General features: G+C 68.9%; 26 protein-coding genes. 13 read left to right on the top strand and 13 right to left on the bottom strand.

Going from position 1 to position 21,903, the window contains the following annotated elements; genetic code table 11:
- The first annotated feature begins 351 nt into the window (after positions 1 to 351).
- Genes ACFWYW_RS14855 through ACFWYW_RS14845 form a run of 3 tightly spaced genes read left to right on the top strand, consistent with a single transcriptional unit; the run spans position 352 to position 2,794 of the window.
- Positions 352 to 1,215 carry an ABC transporter substrate-binding protein gene (locus ACFWYW_RS14855; protein ID WP_379613081.1) on the top strand — a complete coding sequence of 288 codons (864 nt, stop codon included), beginning with the start codon at positions 352 to 354 and terminating at the stop codon, positions 1,213 to 1,215.
- Positions 1,212 to 2,054, top strand: coding sequence for an amino acid ABC transporter permease (locus ACFWYW_RS14850; RefSeq protein ID WP_379613082.1), 843 nt, complete (start codon positions 1,212 to 1,214; stop codon positions 2,052 to 2,054). The genes ACFWYW_RS14855 and ACFWYW_RS14850 overlap by 4 nt, the downstream gene beginning before the upstream one ends.
- Complete coding sequence (locus ACFWYW_RS14845; protein ID WP_379613083.1) at positions 2,051 to 2,794, top strand: amino acid ABC transporter ATP-binding protein; 744 nt, start codon at positions 2,051 to 2,053, stop codon at positions 2,792 to 2,794. The genes ACFWYW_RS14850 and ACFWYW_RS14845 overlap by 4 nt, the downstream gene beginning before the upstream one ends.
- A 6-nt stretch (positions 2,795 to 2,800) precedes the next feature.
- Here ACFWYW_RS14845 and ACFWYW_RS14840 read toward each other — a convergent pair whose 3' ends face one another.
- A complete protein-coding gene (locus tag ACFWYW_RS14840) occupies positions 2,801 to 4,255 on the bottom strand; it encodes an APC family permease (protein ID WP_379613084.1) in 1,455 nt (484 codons plus the stop codon).
- Positions 4,256 to 4,338: 83 nt separating this feature from the next.
- Complete coding sequence (locus ACFWYW_RS14835; RefSeq protein WP_379613085.1) at positions 4,339 to 5,640, bottom strand: MATE family efflux transporter; 1,302 nt, start codon at positions 5,638 to 5,640, stop codon at positions 4,339 to 4,341.
- A gap of 286 nt (positions 5,641 to 5,926) precedes the next feature.
- On the opposite strand from ACFWYW_RS14835, the gene dnaB reads away from it, so the two are divergent.
- The 3 genes from dnaB (at position 5,927) to ACFWYW_RS14820 (ending at position 8,902) form a co-directional block, all read left to right on the top strand.
- On the top strand, positions 5,927 to 7,285 hold the full coding sequence (gene dnaB, locus ACFWYW_RS14830) for a replicative DNA helicase (protein ID WP_379613086.1): 1,359 nt from the start codon (positions 5,927 to 5,929) through the stop codon (positions 7,283 to 7,285).
- A gap of 126 nt (positions 7,286 to 7,411) precedes the next feature.
- Positions 7,412 to 8,377, top strand: a complete 966-nt coding sequence (locus tag ACFWYW_RS14825; RefSeq protein ID WP_379613087.1) for a small ribosomal subunit Rsm22 family protein — start codon at positions 7,412 to 7,414, stop codon at positions 8,375 to 8,377.
- A gap of 78 nt (positions 8,378 to 8,455) precedes the next feature.
- Positions 8,456 to 8,902 carry a universal stress protein gene (locus tag ACFWYW_RS14820; protein ID WP_379613088.1) on the top strand — a complete coding sequence of 149 codons (447 nt, stop codon included), beginning with the start codon at positions 8,456 to 8,458 and terminating at the stop codon, positions 8,900 to 8,902.
- Here the strand turns inward: ACFWYW_RS14820 and soxR are convergent.
- Positions 8,899 to 9,384 carry a redox-sensitive transcriptional activator SoxR gene (gene soxR, locus ACFWYW_RS14815; RefSeq protein WP_379613089.1) on the bottom strand — a complete coding sequence of 162 codons (486 nt, stop codon included), beginning with the start codon at positions 9,382 to 9,384 and terminating at the stop codon, positions 8,899 to 8,901. The genes ACFWYW_RS14820 and soxR overlap by 4 nt on opposite strands.
- 9 nt (positions 9,385 to 9,393) lie before the next feature.
- A complete protein-coding gene (locus ACFWYW_RS14810) occupies positions 9,394 to 9,831 on the bottom strand; it encodes an Lrp/AsnC family transcriptional regulator (RefSeq protein ID WP_379613090.1) in 438 nt (145 codons plus the stop codon).
- 55 nt (positions 9,832 to 9,886) lie between these two features.
- Here ACFWYW_RS14810 and ACFWYW_RS14805 point away from each other — a divergent pair, with 55 nt between their 5' ends.
- Positions 9,887 to 10,792, top strand: coding sequence for an SMP-30/gluconolactonase/LRE family protein (locus ACFWYW_RS14805; protein ID WP_379613091.1), 906 nt, complete (start codon positions 9,887 to 9,889; stop codon positions 10,790 to 10,792).
- A gap of 1 nt (position 10,793) precedes the next feature.
- Here ACFWYW_RS14805 and ACFWYW_RS14800 read toward each other — a convergent pair whose 3' ends face one another.
- The gene (locus ACFWYW_RS14800; RefSeq protein ID WP_379613092.1) at positions 10,794 to 11,528 is read right to left on the bottom strand and encodes an ABC transporter permease; all 735 of its coding nucleotides are present in this window, start codon (positions 11,526 to 11,528) and stop codon (positions 10,794 to 10,796) included.
- Positions 11,525 to 12,433 carry an ABC transporter ATP-binding protein gene (locus tag ACFWYW_RS14795; RefSeq protein WP_379613093.1) on the bottom strand — a complete coding sequence of 303 codons (909 nt, stop codon included), beginning with the start codon at positions 12,431 to 12,433 and terminating at the stop codon, positions 11,525 to 11,527. Before ACFWYW_RS14795 ends, ACFWYW_RS14800 begins: the two co-directional genes overlap by 4 nt.
- A gap of 109 nt (positions 12,434 to 12,542) precedes the next feature.
- Between ACFWYW_RS14795 and ACFWYW_RS14790 the strand changes: the two genes are divergently transcribed.
- The 3 genes from ACFWYW_RS14790 to dnaN all read left to right on the top strand — a co-directional run bounded on the left by ACFWYW_RS14790 (position 12,543) and on the right by dnaN (position 15,781).
- The gene (locus tag ACFWYW_RS14790) at positions 12,543 to 13,967 is read left to right on the top strand and encodes a sensor histidine kinase (RefSeq protein WP_379613094.1); all 1,425 of its coding nucleotides are present in this window, start codon (positions 12,543 to 12,545) and stop codon (positions 13,965 to 13,967) included.
- On the top strand, positions 13,961 to 14,614 hold the full coding sequence (locus tag ACFWYW_RS14785) for a LuxR C-terminal-related transcriptional regulator (RefSeq protein WP_379613095.1): 654 nt from the start codon (positions 13,961 to 13,963) through the stop codon (positions 14,612 to 14,614). The genes ACFWYW_RS14790 and ACFWYW_RS14785 overlap by 7 nt, the downstream gene beginning before the upstream one ends.
- Before the next feature lie 66 nt (positions 14,615 to 14,680).
- A complete protein-coding gene (gene dnaN / locus ACFWYW_RS14780) occupies positions 14,681 to 15,781 on the top strand; it encodes a DNA polymerase III subunit beta (protein WP_379613096.1) in 1,101 nt (366 codons plus the stop codon).
- A gap of 155 nt (positions 15,782 to 15,936) precedes the next feature.
- On the opposite strand, the gene ACFWYW_RS14775 is transcribed toward dnaN, so the two are convergent.
- Positions 15,937 to 16,371, bottom strand: coding sequence for a MarR family winged helix-turn-helix transcriptional regulator (locus ACFWYW_RS14775; protein WP_379613097.1), 435 nt, complete (start codon positions 16,369 to 16,371; stop codon positions 15,937 to 15,939).
- Between the two features lie 60 nt (positions 16,372 to 16,431).
- On the opposite strand from ACFWYW_RS14775, the gene ACFWYW_RS14770 reads away from it, so the two are divergent.
- Positions 16,432 to 16,716 carry a hypothetical protein gene (locus ACFWYW_RS14770; protein ID WP_379613098.1) on the top strand — a complete coding sequence of 95 codons (285 nt, stop codon included), beginning with the start codon at positions 16,432 to 16,434 and terminating at the stop codon, positions 16,714 to 16,716.
- Between the two features lie 6 nt (positions 16,717 to 16,722).
- On the opposite strand, the gene ACFWYW_RS14765 is transcribed toward ACFWYW_RS14770, so the two are convergent.
- The 6 genes from ACFWYW_RS14765 to upp form a co-directional block, all read right to left on the bottom strand.
- Entirely contained in the window at positions 16,723 to 17,400 is a 678-nt protein-coding gene (locus ACFWYW_RS14765; RefSeq protein WP_379613099.1) for a FadR/GntR family transcriptional regulator, read from the bottom strand.
- Positions 17,401 to 17,549: 149 nt separating this feature from the next.
- Positions 17,550 to 18,890 (bottom strand): helix-turn-helix domain-containing protein, encoded by a 1,341-nt coding sequence (locus ACFWYW_RS14760; RefSeq protein WP_379613100.1) that lies wholly within the window; start codon positions 18,888 to 18,890, stop codon positions 17,550 to 17,552.
- 97 nt (positions 18,891 to 18,987) lie between these two features.
- Positions 18,988 to 19,518, bottom strand: coding sequence for a PH domain-containing protein (locus tag ACFWYW_RS14755; protein WP_379613101.1), 531 nt, complete (start codon positions 19,516 to 19,518; stop codon positions 18,988 to 18,990).
- Positions 19,515 to 19,673, bottom strand: a complete 159-nt coding sequence (locus ACFWYW_RS14750) for a hypothetical protein (protein WP_165977494.1) — start codon at positions 19,671 to 19,673, stop codon at positions 19,515 to 19,517. Before ACFWYW_RS14750 ends, ACFWYW_RS14755 begins: the two co-directional genes overlap by 4 nt.
- A gap of 97 nt (positions 19,674 to 19,770) precedes the next feature.
- Positions 19,771 to 19,995 (bottom strand): hypothetical protein, encoded by a 225-nt coding sequence (locus ACFWYW_RS14745; RefSeq protein WP_184959181.1) that lies wholly within the window; start codon positions 19,993 to 19,995, stop codon positions 19,771 to 19,773.
- A 111-nt stretch (positions 19,996 to 20,106) separates the two neighbouring features.
- The gene (gene upp, locus ACFWYW_RS14740) at positions 20,107 to 20,745 is read right to left on the bottom strand and encodes a uracil phosphoribosyltransferase (RefSeq protein ID WP_379613102.1); all 639 of its coding nucleotides are present in this window, start codon (positions 20,743 to 20,745) and stop codon (positions 20,107 to 20,109) included.
- Positions 20,746 to 20,899: 154 nt separating this feature from the next.
- Between upp and ACFWYW_RS14735 the strand changes: the two genes are divergently transcribed.
- On the top strand, positions 20,900 to 21,409 hold the full coding sequence (locus tag ACFWYW_RS14735) for a tRNA adenosine deaminase-associated protein (protein ID WP_379613103.1): 510 nt from the start codon (positions 20,900 to 20,902) through the stop codon (positions 21,407 to 21,409).
- Positions 21,410 to 21,425: 16 nt separating this feature from the next.
- Positions 21,426 to 21,902 (top strand): tRNA adenosine deaminase-associated protein, encoded by a 477-nt coding sequence (locus ACFWYW_RS14730; RefSeq protein ID WP_379613104.1) that lies wholly within the window; start codon positions 21,426 to 21,428, stop codon positions 21,900 to 21,902.
- Position 21,903 lies beyond the last annotated feature (1 nt).

Below are 21,903 nucleotides of genomic sequence, written 5' to 3'. Positions count from 1 at the left end.
TTCTCACGTCGGACGTGGTCCCCACCGCAACGGCCCACCTTGCCCACCCGACACCCGGACATCACACCCCGTGCTAGCCCTCCGCCGTCGGCCACGTGGCGTCTGTCCGGGGCGCGGGGCTGGGCGGGTGGTGCCGGGCTTGGGGGGTGTTCTGGGGCGGGTGGTTGTTGTGTTTTCGGGGCGGATTGAGGGGTGGGGTTCCGGGTTGTCGGGACGCTTCCTGGGCGGTGATCGGGGTGGGCTATCGGGGGTGGTTGGGTTACGGGGTGTAAGGGCTGGTCGTGGCTTATTTCCTAGCTGAACTTAGTAGAATGTGGAACGTTCTTCCCCGTGTTCCCTGGAGGCTCAGCCATGGTCCGTCCCTCGATGCTGTTCGCGCTCGGAGCGCTCGCGGCCGCCGTAGTCGCCTGTGCCCCCGCAGACAACACCACGGGCGCCTCCGCCGCCCCCTCGGCCTCCACCGCCTGCACCAAGGACCAGCTCAAGCTCATCACCGCCGGCAAGCTGACCATCGGCACCGACAAGCCCGCCTACGACCCGTGGTTCAAGGACGACGACCCGGCCAACGGGCAGGGGTTTGAGAGCGCGGTGGCGTTCGCCGTAGCCGGTGAGCTGGGGTTTGACCGTGACGAGGTGCAGTGGAGCACGGTGAAGTTCGACTCGGCGTTCGCTCCGGGGCCGAAGAAGTTCGACTTCGACGTCAACCAGGTCTCCATCACGCCCGACCGCGCGAACGTCGTCGCCTTCTCCAAGGGCTACTACACGGTCAAGCAGGCGATCGTGGCCGTCGAGGGCGGTAAGTACGCCGGGGCGAAGAGCCTGGCCGAGCTCAAGGACGCCAAGATCGGCGTCCAGGTCGGCACCACCTCGCTGGACGCGGTGAAGGAGGTCATCCAGCCCGCCGCCGACCCCAACATCTACAACGAGCAGATCGACGCGGTCAACGCGCTGAAGAACAAGCAGGTCGACGCCCTCGTGGTGGACCTGCCGACCGCCTTCTACGTGACCGCCGCCCAGGTCGAGAAGTCCAAGATCGTCGGCCAGTTCAGCTCGACCGGCGGCGCGCCGGAGGAGTTCGGGCTGGTCATGGAGAAGGGCAGCGCGCTGAAGCCCTGTGTGGACAAGGCCGTCGAGACGCTGAAGTCCAAGGGTGAGCTGGCCAAGATCGAGCAGCAGTGGCTCGGCTCGGCCGCCGGGGCCCCGGAACTGAAGTGACCACCGCCTGGGTCAAGAGCGATCGGCAGGTCGAGCGCGAGCGGGTCCGCAAGTCGCGGGCCCGCCGGTCGGCGTCCGTGGCCACGGCGTCGACGATCATCTTCCTGCTGCTGATCGTGGGGGTGGTGGTCAACGCGCCGGGGTGGCCGCGGGTTCAGGAGACCTTCTTCAGCCCCGAGCACTTCGTCAGGGCGCTGCCGGACGTGCTCGAAGGCTTCCTGCTCAATGTGAAGATCTTCCTGATCGCCGAGCCGTTGATCCTGGTGATCGGTCTGCTGCTGGCGCTGGCGCGGGGGTTGAAGGCCCCGGTCTTCTTTCCGTTGCGGGCACTGGCGGTCTTCTACGTCGACTTCTTCCGCGGCGTCCCCACGCTGCTGCTGATCTACCTGGTCGGGTTCGGTCTGCCCGCGCTCAACCTGCAGGGGATTCCCGCCGACCCGGTGACGCTGGGCATCATCGCGCTGACGCTGTCCTACAGCGCGTACGTGGCCGAGGTGTTCAGGTCGGGCATCGAGTCCATCCATCCGAGCCAGGTGGCCTCGGCCAGGTCGCTGGGCCTGAGCCATGCGAAGACGATGCGGTTCGTGGTGGTTCCGCAGGCCACCCGGCGGGTCGTCCCGCCCCTGCTGAACGACTTCATCTCGTTGCAGAAGGACACGTCGCTGGTCGCGACCATCGGCGCCGTCGAGGCGCTGCGCGCCGCGCAGATCCACGCGGCCAAGACGTTCAACTACACCTCCTACCTGGTGGCGGCGCTGCTGTTCCTCCTGCTGACCATCCCGATGGCCAGGTTCACCGACTACCTGGCCGCCCGAACCCAGAGGCGGCGTGGGGCATGAGCGTGCTGACGATCGAGGGCGTCTGGAAGAACTTCGACGGCCACCACGTGCTGCGCGGCATCGACCTGGAGGTCCACTCGCACGAGGTGGTCTGCCTGATCGGGGCGTCGGGTTCCGGCAAGTCGACCCTGCTGCGCTGCGTGAACCTGCTGGAAACGGTCGACGACGGCGCCGTGTACCTGGAGGGGCAGGAGATCACCGATCTGCGGGTGGACGTCGACGACGTGCGTAAGCGGATCGGGACGGTGTTCCAGGCGTACAACCTGTTCCCGCACATGAGCGTGCTCGACAACATCACGCTCGCGCCCCGGCAGGTCCACGGGATCGGCCGGCGGGAGGCGGAGGAGCAGGCGCGGGGGCTGCTGGGCAGGTTCGGGCTGGCGGACAAGGCCGAGGCCTATCCCGACCGGCTCTCGGGCGGCCAGCAGCAGCGGGTGGCGATCATCCGGGCGCTGGCCACGCAGCCTCGGCTGATGCTGCTGGACGAGGTGACGTCGGCGCTGGACCCGGCCCTGGTCCGCGAGGTGCTGGGGGTCATCAGGGAGCTCAAGGACACGGGCATGACGATGATCCTCACCACGCACGAGATGGGCTTCTGCCGCGACATCGCCGACACGGTCTGCTTCCTGGACGACGGCGTGCTGGTGGAGAAGGGCCCGCCGGAGAAGATCTTCACCGATCCCGGACATCCGCGCACTCGTGAGTTTCTCAGCACCGTGCTGGAGTCGGGGCGGTTCTGAGCCGGTCTAGCGCCTGTGCCGGCCCCGGCCGACCTTGGCGTTGCCGGCCGCCAGGAGGCTGTGGCGCTTGCCGTACAGGAGATAGGCCACGAGGCCGAAGGCCATCCACAGCGCGAACCACCCCCAGGTGAGCACCTGGAGGTTCACCATCAGCCAGAGGGTCGCCACGATCGACAGGCCCGGCAGCCACGGCGAGAGCGGCACCGTGAAGCCGCGCTCCAGGTCGGGCAGGCGGCGGCGCATCACGATCACGCCCACCGCCACGAACAGATAGGCGAACAGCGCGCCCAGCACGACGAGTTCCTGCAGCGTGAACACCGGCACGAACTGGGTGAGCAGCATCGCGATCACGCCGATCACCCACGTCACCCGCGACGGGGTGTGGAAGCGGCGGCTGATCGTGGCCAGCCCGCGGGGGAGCAGGCCGTCGCGGGCCATGGAGAACATCACACGCGTCTGCCCGACCAGCAGGACCAGGATGACCGTGGTCAGCCCGAGTACCGCGCCGATGTCGATGACGTGCACCATCCAGTCGACGCCCGCGATCTTGAACGCTCCGGACAGGGGCGCGTCTACGTCGATGCGCTCGTACGGCACCATGCCGATCATCACGATCGCGACGCCGAGGTAGATGACCGTGGCGATCACCAGGCTCCTGATGACGCCTTTCGGTACGGCCCGCCGCGCGTTGACCGTCTCCTCAGCCGCCGTGGTCACCAGGTCGAAGCCGATGTAGGCGAAGGCGATCGCCGAGGCGGCGGCGAACACCCCGAACCAGCCGAACGTCTGGCTCTGCCCGAACACCACTTCCAGCACCGTGTCCGGCGGCGTCGGCGAGGGCTTGGCCTCGACGAAGAAGTCGCCGAAGTTGGCCACGTCGATGTGCAGCGCGCCCACGACCAGCACCGCCGCGATGGCCAGCAGTTTGGCGCTGACGATCACCCACAGCGCCCGCAACCCGACGTGCGCGCCCAAGGAGACGATGCCGGTCAGCAGCGCCAGGATGAACAGGGCGAACCCATTGGAGAACGCCTCCGGGTACGGCAGGCGGATCCCGAAGTCCGTCAGCAGCTGCGCCGCGTACAGGGACCACGCCTTGGCCACGACCGCCGAGGCGAGCTGCAGCTCCAGGATGAGCGCCCACCCGATGACCCACGCCCAGACCTCGCCGAAGATGACGTAGGCGAAGGTGTAGGCGGTGCCCGAGGTCGGCATCGTGGACGACAGCTCGGCGTAGCACAGGGCCGCGAGCAGGCAGGCGATCCCGGCGATCATGAAGGACAGCAGGACGCCCGGCCCGGCGGCGGTCGCCGCCTGTACGCCGGCGACGCTGAAGATGCCGGCACCGATCGTCGCGCCCAGGCCGAGGACCACGAGGTCGGCGGGGCGGTAAAGTTGCGCGAGGCGGTGCCGGGCACCGGTGCGTAACCCGGTGGCCTCGGACGGTGGTAAACGGCGCATGATCGTGGACAAAGGCAACCCACTCAGCTCTGTGAACCCGCTCACAGTGCCTTACCGTTCACCTGACGACAAGCACGGGACGGTTACGCCCCGGTCACCAGCCAGGCAGTGCCGGAGGCCCGCCGTACCAGCGTGATCAGTCGTGCAACCATCCACACCCCTAGCGCGCACCAAAGTGCAACGATGCCCCATCCGGCGGCGAACAGCGCGGCCGGAAGGTAGGCGAGCGTCGTCCACACCCCCGCCCACGCCAGGTACTTCTGGTCGCCCGCGCCGATGAGCACGCCGTCGAGGACGAACACGATCCCGCAGATCGGCTGGAAGAGCGCGACCGGCCACAACACGGCCAGCAACTCCGCGGTGACCTGCGGGTCGGCGGCGAACAGCCCCGGCACCCACGGCCTGGCCACCAGCACCAGCCCGCCCAGCACGACCCCCGACCACAGGCCCCAGCGCACCATCCGGGTGGTGGCCGCCCTGGCCGCGGCGACGTCCCCGGCGCCCAGCGCCCGTCCGGTGATCGCCTGCCCGGCGATGGCGATCGCGTCGAGGGCGAAGGCCAGCAGGGTCCAGACCTGGGTGGCGATGGCGTACGCGGCCAGTTCCGGGCGGCCCATGCGGGTGGCCACCACGGTCGCGACGACCAGCACCACGCGCAGGCAGACGGTCCGCACCAGGAGCGCGAACCCGGCCGTGCCCGCCTGCCCGATCCCCGCCCAGTCGGGGCGTAGCGAGACGCCGCGGGTCCGCGCACCTCTGACCACGATCACGAGGTAGACGGCGGCGCCCGCCGTCTGGGCGGCGACCGTTCCCCAGGCCGAACCGGCGATGCCCCAGTGGAGTCCGAGGACGAACCAGGCGTTGAGCGCGGCGTTCAGCGCGAAGGAGCCGATCGCGACGACGAGCGGGGCGAGCGTGTTCTGCAGGCCGCGCAGTACGCCGGTGCCGGCCAGCACCACGAGCATGCCCGGGGTGCCGAGCAGGCTGATGCGCAGATAGACGACGGCCTGCCCGGCCTGGTCCGGGGCCGCGCCGAACAGGCCGACCACGGTGGGCGCGAGCGGCCAGCCGACGAGGATCACGGCGAGGCCGATGCCGATCGCCAGCCACAGGCCGTCCACGCCGCTGCGCATGGCGCGGGCGTGCTGTCCGGCCCCGGTGAGGCGGGCGACGGAGGCGGTGGTGCCGTAGGCGAGGAAGACGCAGAGGTTCACCACGGTCGCGAGGACGGTGCCCGCGACGCCCAGCGCGCCGACCGCGGTGGTGCCCAGACCGTGGCCGACGATGGCGTAGTCGGCGAGCAGGAAGAGCGGTTCGGCGACCAGCGCGCCGAAGGCGGGCACGGCTAGTCGGAGAATCTCCCGATCCTGGGAGGTAATGGGCATTTGTCTAGTATGAGCCTTACACGGCGTGTCGCGGCAACTTTCTTTCCTCCACAGTCGGTGGACATTGTTTCCCCAGGTCAAGACGCTGTTTGAGGGTGCTGTCCAGAGTTATCCCCAGGGCTGTCCACAGTGCTCCCACACCCTGAGGCGCGTCGTGCACAGCTTGACCACAGCCTTGTCCACAGGCCGCGTTGCCGTACCTCGCGGAACCCGCGAAACTGTCAGACCGGTCGGCTACAAGTGGGGGTGGTGCGACCGCCTGCTAGTTCGAGGGGGCGCGGTAAGCATGGACGACGAAGAGCCGGGCGGCGGTGGCGGCCCGAGTTTCGAACGTACCCCGCCCCACAACATCGAGGCGGAGCAGTCGGTCCTGGGCGGCATGCTGCTGTCCAAGGACGCCATCGCCGACGTCATCGAGATCCTGCGTTCCGACGACTTCTACCGGCCCGCCCACCAGATCATCCACGACGTCATCACCGACCTCTACGGCAGAGGCGAGCCGGCCGACGCCGTCACCGTCTTCGACGAACTGCAGAAGCGCGGCGAGATGGCCAGGGTCGGCGGCGCCGCCTACCTCCACACGCTGACCGCGGTCGTCCCGACGGCCGCCAACGCGGGCTACTACGCGAAGATCGTCCGCGAACAGGCCATTTTGCGCCGTCTCATCGAGGCCGGCACCCGCATCGTCTCCTACGGCTACGGCGGCCAGAACGAAGAGGTCGACGACCTGGTCGACCGCGCCCAGGCCGAGATCTACAAGGTCACCGAGCGCCGCACCTCCGAGGACTACCGCCCCCTGTCGGAGATCATGCCCGGCGCCCTCGACGAGCTGGAGGCCATCGGCAGCCGCGGCGGCCACATGGTCGGCGTACCCACCGGTTTCCAGGACCTCGACCAGCTCACCAACGGACTCCACCCGGGCCAGATGATCGTCGTGGCCGCCCGCCCCGCCATGGGCAAGTCCACGCTCGGACTGGACTTCGCGCGCTCGGCGGCGATCAGGAACGGGATGACCACGGTCATCTTCTCGCTGGAAATGTCGCGCAACGAGATCACCATGCGCCTGCTCTCGGCCGAGGCCCGGGTCGCGCTGCACGCGATGCGCTCCGGCATGATGAGCGACGACGACTGGACCCGGCTGGCCCGGCGGATGAGCGAGGTGGCCGAGGCGCCGCTGTTCATCGACGACTCGCCCAACATGTCCATGATGGAGATCCGGGCCAAGTGCCGGCGCCTCAAACAGCGCCACGACCTGCGCTTCGTCATCATCGACTACCTCCAGCTGATGAGCTCGCCGAAGAAGACGGAAAGCCGCCAGAACGAGGTCTCGGAGATCTCGCGAGGCATCAAGCTGCTGGCGAAGGAGCTTGAGGTCCCGGTCATCGCGATGTCCCAGCTCAACCGCGGCCCCGAACAACGCACCGACAAACGCCCCCAGGTCAGCGACCTGCGCGAGTCCGGATCCATCGAGCAGGATGCGGACATGGTGATCCTCTTGCATCGTGAGGACGCCTACGAGAAGGAGTCGCCGCGGGCCGGCGAAGCCGACCTGATCGTGGGCAAGCATCGTAACGGTCCCACCGCCACGGTCACCGTGGCCTTCCAGGGCCATTACAGCCGGTTCGTCGACATGGCCCAGCACTGACGCGAAAAACCGGATGACGCCCCCGCCGCCGCGGAGTTAGCCTGCCTGGCGACCCCAGGAGGTGCCCATGCAGGTCAAGGACGTCATCCGGTTCCAGCGTCCCTTCTCCAGCCGAGGAGTCTCCTTTTGTATGCCCTGCCTGCCGAGCTCAGGCATGCCCTGACCGAAGAGCTCGAGTCCCACCGTGAGCACGACCTGGCCGCCTCGGCCGCCGAGCTCACGGCGCGTTACCACCGTCCCATCGACCGGCCCGCGCTGCGGTCGGCGACCGACGTGGCCGCCTACGCGGCGGTCCGCATGCCGGCCACCTTCGCCGCCGTCCGGTCCGCCCTGGCCCAGGCGGCGGCCGTGGCGCCGGGTTTCGGCCCGCGTACCCATCTGGATGTCGGGGGTGGCACCGGCGCGGCGGTCTGGGCGGCCGCCGACTGCTGGCCCGGCCTGCGCGAGGTGACCGTCCTTGAGCGCGACCGCGCGGCCGCCGGCCTCGGCCGTGCGCTGGCCGCCCGTTCCGCCCATCCCGCGGTACGGCAGGCCACCTGGCGCCAGGCCGATCTGGTGAAAGACATCACTACGGAACCGGCCGACCTGGTGACCGTGTCGTACGTGCTGGGGGAGTTGCCGGAGGCGGCCCGGCTGCCGCTGATCAGGAGGCTGGCCGGGCGGGCCGGGATGCTGGCCGTGGTCGAGCCGGGTTCGCCGGACGGGTTCGCGCGGGTGCTGGCCGTCCGTGACCTCCTGGTCGAGCTGGGCATGAACATCGCGGCTCCCTGTCCCCATGAGGAGGCGTGCCCGCTCGCGCCCGGCGACTGGTGCCATTTCGCCGCCCGGCTGCCGCGCGAGAGCCTGCACCGGCGGCTCAAGGCGGGCTCGCTGGGCTTCGAGGACGAGAAGTTCTCCTATGTCGTGGCGACGTCGGCGCCGGTCACGCCGCCGGCGGCGCGGGTGCTGCGCCATCCGCGTACCCGCAAGGGGCTGGTGACGCTGACGTTGTGCGGCGACGGCGTCAGCGACCAGAACGTCTCCAAGCGCGACGGCGAGCTTTACAGCGCGGCCCGCGACACCGCGTGGGGTGAGGCGTGGCCGCCGGTGTGACCCAGTAGACACGCGGCGGCGGAATCGGGCTGATCTTCGCGGTGCCTTAGCAGATGACTACAGCGAAGGGAAGAAGCCATGACCATCTTGATCGCCTATGACGGTTCCGCCGACGCGAAGGCGGCCATCGAGTTCGCGGGCGAGCACCTCGCCCGGGAGTCGACGGTCGTGATCACGGTGTGGGAGCCGCTGCTCGTGCAGCTGAAGCGGCACCCCATCGCCGGGCCCGCGCTGATTTCCGACCAGGGCGAGGAGTGGAAGGAACTGGCCGAGCAGCAGGCCAAGGAGGGTGCGGAGCTGGCGGTGAAGGCCGGTCTGAGCGACGTGACGGCACGCGCGGTGGCCGACCGCGAGTCGATCTGGAAGACCATCGTGGACGTGGCCGACGAGATCGACGCCTCGCTGATTGTGACCGGTTCGCGGGGGCTGGCCGGGGTGCGCTCGGTGTTGCTGGGCAGTGTGTCCAACCACGTGCTGCACCACGCGCACCGCCCGACTCTCATCGTGCCACCGGCGAAGAACTAGCAGGCCGCGCAGTTGGAGGCCGGGGAGAGCCGGGTGTCGATGCGCCTGGCTCCCGGCCCCTCGTCGCCCAGGCGGTCGAAGGGGTTGGCCAGTACGCACCGGTCGAGCGACAGGCACCCGCAGCCGATGCAGTCGGTCAGGTCGTCGCGCAGCCGTTGAAGCTGCTCGATGCGGTCGTCGAGCTCGGTACGCCACGCGGCGGAGAGCTTGGCCCAGTCCTCGCGGTTGGGCGTGCGCTCCTCGGGGAGCTGGGCGAGCGCGTCCTTGATGGTCTTGAGCGGGATGCCGATGCGCTGGGCCAGCCGGATGAAGGCGACCCTGCGCAGGGTGTCGCGCGAGTAGCGGCGCTGGTTGCCGGTGGTGCGGCGGCTGTCGATCAGGCCCTTGGCCTCGTAGAAGTGCAGCGCGGAGACCGCGACCCCGCTGCGCTCGGACAGCTGGCCGACGGTGAGCTCCTTGGAATTCCACGGCGCCTTGCTCATCTGCGCAGCCTATGTCACCTGTGTCGGGCGATCGAAGAGGGTCTCCAGCACGACGATGGTCTGGGTGCCGGTGACGCCGTCGATGTCGAAGATCTCGCGCAGCACCTCCTGGAGCTGCTCGGTGCCGGCCGTACGGACCTTGACCAGGACGGAGGCGGGACCGGCGATGATATGGGCCTCCTCGACGCCGTCGATGGCCTTGAGCGGCTCGGTTGTGCCGCCCATCCACACGCTGCCGTCGACCAGGACGTAGGCGAGCACGCCGCGTCCTGTGGCGACCGGGTCCACGTCGATGGTGGTGCGCCGGATGACGCCGCGTTCGCGTAGTTTGCGGACCCGCTCGTGGGCGGCGCCGCTGGACAGCCCCACCGCCTTGCCGAGCGCGGCGTACGACCGCGTGGCGTCCTCTTGGAGCTGACCGATCAGCATCCTGTCAATGTTGTCCACAACAGGATGGTAGTCGGCCATAGCCTTCCATTGCCGGATGAGGTTTGCTTCTGCTATGACGACCGTGATTCCCACCGAGTTCGAGCCGTTCGATCCGCGCGCCGCCGAGATCCGCGGGGACCTGTGGACGGAGGTGCTGCACACCGGCACCCGCTGGGCCGAGGGCCCGGTCTACTTCCCGGCCGGACGCTTCCTGGTCTGGAGCGACATCCCCAACGACCGCCTGCTGCGCTGGGACGAGATGACCGGCCACGTCGGCCCCTTCCGCGAGCCGGCCGACTACGTCAACGGCAACACCCTCGACCGGGTCGGGCGGCTGATCTCCTGCGAGCAGGGCACCCGCCGGGTCACCCGTACCGAGGCCGACGGGCGCGTGACCGTGATCGCCGACCGGTGGAAGGGCAAGCGCCTCAACAGTCCCAACGACGTGGTCGTACGCTCCGACGGCTCCATCTGGTTCACCGACCCGCCCTACGGCATCATCAGCGACTACGAGGGCCACCGGGCCGAGCAGGAGATCGACGGCTGCCACGTCTACCGCGTGGACCCGGGCACCGCCGAGGTACGCGTCGTGGCCGGCGACTTCGAACGCCCCAACGGCCTCGCGTTCTCCACCGACGAGAAGCAGCTGTACGTCGCCGACACCCAGGCCAACCACATCCGCCTGTTCGACGTGCACGAGGACGGCCGGCTGACCGGCGGGAAGGTCTTCGCCGACACCGAGCACGGCAGCTTCGACGGCCTGCGCCTGGACGACACCGGCCGGGTCTGGGCGGCGTGCGGCAAGGCGGTCAACTGCTACGACCCCGACGGCACCCTGCTGGGCCGCCTGAAGTTCCCCGAGCAGGTGGCGAACCTGGTCTTCGGCGGCCCCAAGCGCAACCGCCTGTTCGTCACCGCCACCTCGTCCCTGTACTCGATCCTGTCCGGGGTACGCGGCGCCCGCCCGGTCTGGGGCTGAGTCACTCCCACCGGAACAGCCGTACGGCCAGCCCGCCGAACACCAGCAGCCCACCGGCCATGACGGCCAGGTGCGGCAGCTGGGGCGCGTTGCCCGCCCAGGTGTCGCGCAGAGCCTGGGCGAATGGCCCGGCCACGGAGAAGTCGCCGATCGTGCGCAGGACCGGGGACATGAGCTCGCGCGGGATCCACATGCCCGCGACGAACATCAACGGGAACATGATCACCGATCCGACCGGCGCCGCCACCTTGCTGGTCTTCAGCATCGCCGCCACCACCAGGCCCATGGCCAGGAGCGCGGCCGTACCGAGGAGATAGACGAGGGCGAAGGAGACGAGGGCGCGCGGCGGCACGGTGCCGAGCACGAGACGGGCGCAGACGATGAGCAGCACCGTGGACAGCACGGCGATCGCGAGGTTGATGACGAGCTGGGCGGCCAGGACGCGGGCCGGGTGCACGGGCGTGGTCGACATCCTGCGCAGCACGCCGCGCTCGCGGTAGGCGGTCAGGGTCGAGGGCAGGACGGTGAAGGCCAGCGTGAGCAGCGCGAGCATGGTCATCATGGCCGGCATCTGGGTGTCGTTGAGCGACTGGCCGCTCAGCTCGGGCTTGCGTTCGGAGAAGCCCGGCATGCTGCCCAGGACGAGCAGCAACGCCAGCGGCAGCGCGACGGTGAACGCGATGCCCGGCCATTCGCGCAGCTGGAGCTTGGTCTCGACGGCGAGGATCTTCATCATGGGATGAGCTTCTTTCCGGTGATGGCGAGGAAGGCGTCGTCCAGGTTGGCCTGCTCGATGCGCAGGTCGGTGGGGACGATCCGGTGTTCAGCCAGCGCGAGCGTGACGGCGGGCGCGAGGTTGCCGGAGCCGGTGACGACGAGCCGGGCGCCGCTGCGCTCGACCGAGCGCACCTCGGGCAGGGCGAGCAGGATCGCCTCGTCCACGGGGGAGGAGGGCCGGAAGCTGACCTCCTGCTCACCGTCCACGGACGCCACCAGCCCGGCGGGGGTGTCGACCGCGGCCACCCTGCCCCCGTCGATGAGGGCCACGCGGTCGCAGAGCCGTTCGGCCTCTTCCATGAAGTGGGTGACCAGCAGGACCGTCACGCCGTCGGCGCGGATCCGCTCCACGAGCTCCCACACGTCGCGCCGCGCCTGCGGGTCGAGTCCGGTGGTCAGCTCGTCCAGTACGGCCACGCGCGGCCGCCCGACCAGTGCCAGCGCCACCGACAGCCGTTGCCGCTGGCCGCCGGAGAGCTTGGCGAACACGGCGTTCCGCTTGGCGGTCAGGCCGACCAGGTCGAGCAGTTCCGGCCAGTCGGCAGGATCGGGGTAGAAGGAGGCGTACAGGTCCATGGCCTCCCACACCTTGATGCGGTCGGGCAACTGGGAGCTCTGGAGCTGGGCGCCGAGGATGCGGCGCAGCCGGTCGCGGTCGCGGCCGGGGTCGACGCCGGCCACGCTGATCTGGCCGCCGTCGCGGCGGCGCAGGCCGGAGACGCACTCGACGGTGGTGGTCTTGCCGGCTCCGTTGGGCCCGAGGATGCCGAAGATCTCGCCTTCCTCGACGGAGAACGAGACGTCCTCGACGGCCACATGGTCTTTGTAGCTCTTGCGGAGGTTGGTGACTTCGATCAGGTCCATGCCTCAGACGCTAAGAACACCCGGTTCCCTGGGGAATCGCGCTAGCTCCCAGGCAAGGGTGTACTTAGATGCAGTGTCTGATTCGCCGGGTTCCTGCACACTGAAGGGCATGAGATTCGGTCGCGCGATGCTCCTGCTCGCGATGGCGTTCGTCGAGGTCGGCATGGTGCTGGTCGCGTTGCCGATGCTCACGCTGGCCTTCGCGTTCGGCATGGTGTTCCTCTATCCGCCGCAGGTCATGATGATCCGGTGGGCGGCCGAGCTGACGCGGCGCTGGGCTCGGGAGTGGGCCGGGGTCGAGATCGCCTCGCCGTACCTGCCGAAGCCGCCGCCGGCGCAGCCCCAGCCGGACGGCTGGTACCGCCACGACCGCACGCTCTACAAGACCCCGCGGATTCCCGACTGGAGCAACCGCTGGAAGTGGCTGATCAGCGACACGGCCTCCTGGCGGGATTCGCTGTGGCTGCTGTGGGACCCGGTGGTCAAGTTCACGCTCGCGCCGCTGCTCGTCTTCCTGCCGCGCGTGGGGGTCCGGCTGTACGCCCTGTGGGCGCGCGCCCTGCTGGCGCCCACCGCGGCGAGCCTGCTGGCGGGGCGCGTACGCCACCTGGACAGGGTGCGCAACCTGGCCAACGACACGCAGGCCGCCGAGATGCGCAGGATCGAGCGGGACCTGCACGACGGCACCCAGGCCAGGCTGGTGGCGCTCGGCATGACGCTCGGCGCCGTCGAGGAACTCGTCGAGAAGGACCCGGCGGCCGCCAAGGCCCTGCTGGCCAAGGCCCGCGACGCCTCGGCCGACACGCTGACCGAGCTGCGCCGCGTGGTGCGCGGCATCCATCCGCCCGTGCTGGCCGAGCGGGGGATCGGCGACGCCGTACGGGCGATGGCGATGGACAGCCCGCTGCGTGTCGAGGTGGATGTGGACCTGCCGCACCGCCCCGAGGCGCCGGTGGAGGCGGCCGCGTACTTCGCCGTCAGTGAGCTGCTGTCGAACGCCGCCCGCCACGGTCAGGCCGAGTGCGCCCGCGTCGACATCAGCCAGCACGACGGCGACCTGCGCATCACCGTCGAGGACGACGGCCTGGGCGGCGCCGACCCCGCCAAGGGCAGCGGACTGGCCGGGATCGAACGCAGGCTGGCCGCCTTCGACGGCGTCCTGGCCCTGCACAGCCCGCCCGGCGGCCCCACCACGGTCACGATGGAGCTGCCGCGCTCCCTGCCGGAGAAGTGGTCGTCCGGCGCTCTGCCGAAGATGCCGCTGTGGAAGACCTGCGTGGTCGTCTTCCTGTGGCTGACCGCCTGGTGCCCGTTCTTCCCGCAGGGCATGGTGGCCGCCATCTTCAAGGTCTTCTCCGTCGACGAGAAGGCCTGGTTCCTCGCCCTCTACCTGCCGGAGCAGTGGCAGTGGCCGGTCATCGCCCTGATGATGCTGGTCGGCGGCACCATGTACGTGGCGGCCGTCCTGATCCCCGCGACCCATTCCCACAAGGGCCAGTGGGCTCCGCCCCGCCTATCATTCAACCGATGCTGAACCGCGTTCTCATAGCAGAAGACCTGTACCTGCTCCGCGACGGGCTCGTCCGCCTTCTCCAGGCGCACGGCTTCACGGTCGTGGGCGCGGTGGAGACCGGTCCCGAGCTGCTGAAGGCCCTGATCGAGCTGCGCCCCGACGTCTCCGTCGTGGACGTACGGCTGCCGCCCACCCTCACCGACGAGGGCCTCAAGGCCTCCCTGGAGGCGCGCAGGAAGATCCCCGGCCTGCCGATCCTGGTGCTGTCCCAGCACGTCGAGCAGCTCTACGCCCGCGAACTCCTGGCCGACGGCTCCGGCGGCATCGGCTACCTGCTGAAGGACCGCGTCTTCAACGCCGACCAGTTCGTCGACGCGGTACGCCGCGTGGCGGCCGGCGGCACCGCCATGGACCCCGAGGTCATCTCCAAGCTGCTGGCCAGCAACGCCCGCAACGAACCCTTAACCGCCCTCACCCCGCGCGAACGCGAGGTCCTGGAGGTCATGGCCGAGGGGCGTTCCAACGCGGCGATCGCGCAGCGCCTGTACCTGAGCGAGAGCGCGGTGGCCAAGCACACGGCCAACATCTTCGCCAAGCTCGACCTGGCGCCGTCGGACGACGACAACCGCCGTGTCCTGGCCGTTCTCACCTACCTCAACAGCCGGTGACGGGCTGCTTTGTCGGTGGCACCGGATACCTTCTTAGGAGGCAGGTGACACGAAAGGGTAGATCAGGTGAAATTCCGGGTTAGCCGTGATGTGCTGGCAGACGCGGTGGCATGGGCGGCCAGGGTGTTGCCCAGCCGGCCTGTCGTCCCCGTGCTGTCCGGGCTGCTGATCGAGGCGAGCGACGAGCTGAGCCTGGCGGCGTTCGACTACGACGTCTCCGCCCAGGCCAGGGTCGAGGCCGACGTGGCCGAGCCCGGCAAGGTGCTCATCCCCGGCCGCCTGCTGGCCGAGATCAGCCGGAGCCTGCCCGCCGAGGACGTCCAGATCGTGACGGAGGGCGCCGAAGCCATCCTGACCTGCGGCAGCGCCGAGTTCGGCCTGATCACGATGCCCGTCGACGACTTCCCGACCCTGCCCACCATGCCGCCGGGCATCGGCGCCATCGGCGGGGGCGTGTTCGCCAGCGCGGTGACGCAGGTGGCGCCCGCCTCCAGCCGTGACGACACGCTGCCCATGCTGACCGGCATCCGCGTCGATATCGAGGGCGAGAACGTCGCGATGGCGGCCACCGACCGCTACCGGATCGCCGCCCGCGACTTCACCTGGCGCCCCGCCCGGCCCGACGTGGCGGTCTCCGCGATGGTGCCCGCGCGGGTGCTGGTCGAGGTGGCCAAGTCGTTGCGCGGCGGCGAGGTGCTGATCGCGATGGGCGACGGCGTGGCCGGCTTCGAGAGCGTGGGCCGGAGCACGACGGTCCGCCTGCTCGACGAGCAGTTCATCGACTACCGCACCCGCCTGACCGCCGACTGGTCCATCCGCGCCGACGTCCGCGTGACGCCGTTCGTGGAGGCGATCAAGCGCGTGGCGCTGGTGGCGGAGCGCAACACGGCGATCAGGCTGACGTTCAGCAAGAACCAGGTGCTGATCCAGGCGGGCGGCGGCGACATCGGCCGCGGCACCGAGGTCGTCGAATGCGAACTGCGCGGCGGCGACGACATCCAGATGGCCTTCCAGTCCCACTTCCTGCTCGACGGCCTGACCGGCGTGGAGACGGAGCTGGCCCGCATCAACATGGAATCCTCCACCCGCCCGGCTCTCATCCAGGACGTGCCCGGCGACGCGGAGCCGGATTTCCGCTATCTCGTGATGTCCCTTCGCCAGGGGTAAATCCTCATTTCCATTACGGCGCAGCCACCCCCACGCCACCCGCCGCCGTGCGCGGGCGCCGATCGGGGGGATCGCTTCTCACGTCGGACAGATGCCCCACCGCAACGGCCCTCCGATCCCAGCGCTGGGAACCCCGCCTCGTGTGGGCCGGCAGGTCAGGTGGTGATCTCGCGGAACACGCGTTTGAAGGCCGCCCACTCCGCGTCCCCCACCTTGGCCGCGTGGCGGTGTTCGATCTCTTCCACCAGCGCGTCCGCCTTGGCCATCTGGTCCAGTCCCAGCTCCGTCGGCACGATCAGCTTGGCCCGCCGGTCTTTAGGGTCCGGCCGCCGTTCCACGTACCCCAACCCCACCAGCTCGTCCACCAGCGTCCCGATGACCTGCTTGTGCTGCCCCGACTGCGCGGAAAGGTCGGTGGCGCGGCTGCCTTCGGGGTCCAGGTAGGCGAGGACGGCGCCGTGCCGGGGCCGGATGCGGCCGTGGCCCTGCTTGGCGATGGTGGCGAACAACTCCCGCTGGAAGGCGAACAACGTCCGGCTGGCGAGGATCCCCAGGTCAGGGTCGATCTTCTTGTGCTCGCTGCGCCGCACGGCAACCTCCATATAGTCACTAATCTTGACTATCATTAATCGTTACTATACTTTAGCCGCATGACGACCACTGTGGAACTCACCCGTTTCAAGGCGGCCAGAGCCGACGAACTCCTGGCTGCGCGCCCCGCCATGCTGGCCGACTTCGCGAAGGACCGCGCGGGGTTCCTGAACGCCCGCCTGGTGCGCCTGCCCGGCGACGAATGGCTGGACGTCGTCGAATGGCGATCGCCCGCCGACTTCGCCGCCTCGCGTGAGAAGGGCGCCAACCTGCCCGGGATCGCGGCCTTCTTCGCCGCGATCGACGCCCTTGTGGTGGCCGAGGAGGGTACCCGTGAAGACTGAGGAGGGTCAGCTCTCGTCGGTGAGGGCGATGAGAATGTGCTCCATGCACGCGTGCCCGGCGCGCTCCGCCGCGGCGGCGTCGCCGGCGGCGATGGCGCGGGCGATCGCGTCGTGCGGGATGTAGCTCTTGTTGAGCGAGGTGCCCGCGGCGGTGATGCTGGCCCGCAGCGCGGCCGAGAAGTCCTCGTACAGGTCGATGAGCACCAGGTTGTGCGTGGCATGCGCGACGGCCATGTGGAAGGCCAGGTCGGCCTCCACGAACGCGTCGGGGTCGTCGGCCTCCCAGGCGCGGTCGCGCTCGGCCAGACGGCTCTCGATGTTGAGGATGTCGGTGTCGGTGCGGCGGGTGGCGGCCAGGCGGGCCGACTCGACCTCCAGCGCGCGGCGTACTTCGAGGATCTCCAGCTGTTCCGCCTGACGCAGCCGGCGCAGCATGGCCCCGGACAGCTCGCTGGTGGCCCGTACGTAGGTGCCGTCGCCCTGGCGGCAGTCGAGCAGGCCGGCGTGAGTGAGCGCGCGTACGGCTTCCCTGACGGTGTTGCGACCGACCCCGAGCTGCTCGGCCAGAACGGTCTCCGTCGGGATCTTGCCGTTCAACGGCCACGACCCTGACGTGATCTGCTCCTTGAGCTGATCGATCACCTGGTCCACGAGCGATGCCCGCTGTGCCGTACGCAGACTCACAGTCTGCCTCCTCCGGGGAAACCAATCATCCTATGAGTCAATGACTGGTAGACCCTAATTATTCCTGCCTGAGAGGCGCAAGTCTAAGCCTGCCGGGCAGGTGCCATCACCAGGGCCTCCACCCGAAAGGCCCTGGTCAGCGGAGTCGGCTAACTACTGCCGTGCGTGATCTGGGCGTCGGTTGTAACCCCCGCCATGAACGAGCGTACGCCTGCCGCTTCGAGCGCCCTGCGGTAGGCCGCCGTCTGCTGGTCGGGCGCGTTCGCCTCGCCGTAGAGGTCACCGAGCTCACGCCAGGAACGCGCGGCCTGCCGGTCGGAGCCGTACATCGGACGGCCGAGCCCGGCGAGCACGTCGCGGGCGGCGTTCAGGTGTACGGAGGCGTCGCCGCCCAGCCCCATCGAGACCTTGGCGGTCACCAGGTGCGCCTCGGCCTTGATCGGAGAGCTCGCGAGCAGGTCGATCGCGGCTCCGGCCAGCTCGCCCGCCTTGGCGGACTCGCCGGCGCGCAGGCGTACCTGGGCGTGGGCGACCAGGCTCTCGCCGTGCTCGGCCGTCATGCCGGGCAGCCCGGCGAAGACGGTCGTCGCGGCGGCGGCGAGTGTCTCCGCCTCGTCGACCGGAGACGTCTCCAGCTTCGCCCACCGCATGGCGGTGACGGCGAGCTGGCGCCCGATCCGGCCGGCGCGACCGGCCATGATGGCATCGTCGGCCAGGCGGACCGCCAGAGCGGAGTCCTCGCCCGCGGCCGCGGCGATGCTCGCCTGCCACAGGGCGTGGATCTCTCCGGAACGGTCCAGAACAAGCGATACGCCGCTTACGTCCAGCACCTGCTTGACGAAGGTGATCGCCGCCGAGTCGCCCTCCCCCTGCGTCTCGATCAGCGCCGCGGCGAGGTCCACCGCGAGCTCACCCTGCATGATCGCCAGCCTCGACGCCTGCGCGAGCGCGTTCGCGGCCAGGTCGCGTGCCCTGAGCCGGTCGCCGGCCCGCTGGTAGCAGCGGCTCAGCGCGACGGTCAGCGGCAGGTCGGCCAGGCGCTCGGGGTGGGCGGCGGCCTCGCGGCGCAGCCGTTCGAACGCCTCGACGGCCTGCCCGAGGCGGCCCTGTGCTTCGAGTGCGCGCGCACGGCCGAAGCGGGCCTGCGCGGTGAGCATCGCGTTTTCCTCGTCCGCGGCCTTCACGATCTCGGTGAAGCGCTCGGCTGCCGTGGCCGCGTCGCCGTGCTGCAGCTCCAGCTCGGCGTGTCTCAGCCCGAGCTCGGTGTCGATGCGCTGCCTTGGCTCGATGCCGTGCAGAAGGAATTCGGTGGTGCAGCCCAGCCGTTCGGCGAGAAGGCGGGCCACGACAGGAGTCGGCGTACGCTTGCCTGACTCGATGAGTGAGACGTAACTGTCCGACAGGTCGGGCCCGGCCAACTGGGCCTGGGACATCCGCCTGTTCAGCCGCAGTCCTCGGACGCGGTCACCGATGGTTCCCTGACTCGGCATCTCATCTCTCAAGGCGGGGAAGGGTCAACAACACGCAAATGATTGCATGAAGTAGCCGAATCGGGTATCCCCGCCCGAAGAATTCCCTACGAGGAGATTAATCGTCCCCCTCGTCCTTGCTGGGGAAAAGCATCTGGCAGACCTCCAGATACAGGGTCTCGGGGTAGGGAATGTACTCCACGTTGGACAGGGCCTGGTCCTGGCCCGCCGACTCGAGGATGAACTCCCCGTAACCGAGCATGCGCCCCAGCAGGGACCGCTGGAAGCTCATGTCCGTGACCTTCTGCAGCGGCATCATCGCGACCTTACGGGTGATCAAACCCGTGGTCAGTAGCATCCGCTTCGAAGTAACCACAAAGTAGTCAACCGACCACTCCGCGACTTTCCATACAAAACGGATCAAGAGCAGCAGCCAGAGCCACCAGACGACAACGAGGGCCGTGCCGCCCCCCTTGTCGCCGAAGAACTTGCTCAGCAGTCCGGCGATGATCAGGCCGCCGAAGACCTCGGCGACCGGACGGAGCAGCACGGCTGGGTGACGCCGCACCATGATGACCTGGTGTTCGTGGGGGAGTAGGTAGCGGTTGACCGACGACGGAGCAGAGTCCCCGTGGGTCACAAGTCTCATGCGAGGCTGTTCACAAATTGAGCCAGCGAGTCGGCCGCGTTGAAGACCGTGTCGAACGCCCCTCTGACCGCGTCAGCGGCGTCCGCTGGTCGCGCGAACAGGTAGTACGCAACGAATGCGATACCACCGTAGGTGAGGACTTTTTTGACCTGCACTGTCGCCTCCGTACCACTTACCCACTACACCCGCCGTATACGTTACCCACTACCTAGCCGGGGTAAAGCGCAACTGCGCCGGTTAGTTGTGATCTTCTTAGCCGCGCTCGCTGGCCACGAGCGCCAGAACGTGAAGGTGCTTACGCGCGATCCGCTCGACGAGGCCCGCATGGGCGTAGCCGGTCACCTCTAGCGCACCGTAATGAGCGGCTTCGACGCAGCGTGTGACCGTGGTCGCGGAGTGGACGCCGGCGAACTCGTCGCGCAGCGCCGTCTCGACGTCCGCGTACGGACTCGGATCGGCTTCGGTGCGATCGCTCATCGTGCTCCCTCACGCCCGCATCCCGGAAAATGGGACGGCTTCCTTACTCTTCGTACCCACACAAACACAGTATGTAACGAAGAGCAGGTCCATGGAGAGGGAAAGAGGTTCTCAGACCACGCCGTAGAGACGGTCGCCGGCGTCCCCGAGGCCGGGCACGATGTAGCCGTTCTCGTTCAGCCGCTCGTCAAGAGCGGCCGTTACCAAGCGGATGGGCTTGCCGGAATTGGCGAACACCTTGTCCATGTGCGCCAGGCCCTCCGGCGCCGCCAGGAGGCAGAGCGCCGTCACGTCGACCGCGCCCCGGTCGAACAGAAACTGGATCGCCGCCGCCAGCGTGCCGCCGGTGGCCAGCATCGGGTCCACGACGTAGCACTGCCGGCCGGACAGGTCGTCGGGCAGCCGGGTGGCGTAGGTCTCCGCCTGGAGCGTCGACTCGTTGCGGATCATGCCGAGGAAACCGACCTCCGCCGTGGGCAGCAGCCGCGTCATGCCCTCCAACATGCCGAGCCCGGCCCGCAGGATCGGGACCACCAGCGGGTACGGCCGCGCCAGCCGTACACCATGGGCCTCGGCGACGGGCGTGCGCACCGTGACGTCGGTCACCCGGACGTCACGAGTGGCCTCGTACGCGAGCAGAGTCACCAGTTCGTCCGCGAGCCTGCGGAACGTCGGCGAGTCGGTGCGGACATCCCGCAGCGCGGTGAGCTTGTGCGCCACCAAGGGATGATCGACGACGAGGGTTTCCATAAGGGACAACGCTATCTTGTGTGGAACGTACCGGCACGTCGCGGAACTGGTTTTGATCACAATTTGGTCGGAGCCGCCCACGGCGGGTAGGCACGTCTGGAACGATTGGGTGCCCTACTAGTGGCCGTCAGGTCAGGGATCGGGTGGATGGACGATGGCAGACGAAGACGCCCTTGATTTTGCCGTCGTGGTCTACCGCGAGGACGGCTGCTGGGACGCCGAACTACTTCCTATCGGGCTCACCTCCGACCTGCACGGGCTGATCCACTCGCTACGCCAGCAGCCGAGCGAGAGCGGCACGATTGGCCTGGTCGCCGTTGGGGATGAGTTCTTCGTGGCGCTGCGCGTTCTCGGAGAGCGGGTCGATGTCTTCCTGTCCGACATCGCCGCCTCCTGGGATTTCCCGCTCGCCCAGCAGGTCCTCGAATACATCGACGTCCCGATCCCCGACGAGGATGAGCTCGACGAGATCCTCCAGGACGAGGACACGGTGCTGCCCGCGGGCGACCTGTCGATCTTCGCCGACCTCGGGCTCGACGAGATGGAGCTGGGCATCCTGTCCGGCGACATCGACCTGCTGCCCGAAGACGTCCTGTCCAGCATCGCCGGGCGACTCGGATTCTCCGAGCCGTTCGAGCGCGCCATCGAATCGGTCTTCGGCTGACTCACGGGAGTTCGGGATGGCCTCTAACACCTTCTCTGCGGCTTTCGTCAGGACCGAGGACGGCTGGAGCGGTGCCGAGGTCGACCTCAGCGCGGCCGAGTTCGTCGACGATCTCGGCGACGCCGTACAGGAGAGTCTGGGCCTGGCCGGCGATGAGCTGGCGCTGCTGTGCGTCGAGGTCGAGGACGAGTGGTTCGCCATCGCCCGCTACACGGGCGAGGAGGAGCCGCGCGTCTTCCTGTCCGACGCGCACGCCGGCCTGACCGACACCCTCGGCGAGCTGTTCGCCGAGTTCGCCGGTGTCGCGCCGGAGAAGGAGGGCAACGGGCTCGGCGTGAAGCCGTCCGGCGACTTCGAGCTGCTGAGCGACCTCGGCGTCAGCTCCGAGGAACTCCTGGAGCTCAGCATGGAGGAGGGCGTGCTGCCCGCCGACGTCCTGTCGGTCATCGCCGAGCGCCTGGCCTTCGCCGACGAACTGGACCGCCTGCGTTGAC

The organism is Nonomuraea sp. NPDC059023 (assembly GCF_042740095.1).
Classification (GTDB): Bacteria; Actinomycetota; Actinomycetes; order Streptosporangiales; family Streptosporangiaceae; genus Nonomuraea.
The sequence above is the reverse complement of the archived record's forward strand: the minus strand, read 5'-3'. Positions and strand labels throughout refer to the sequence as shown.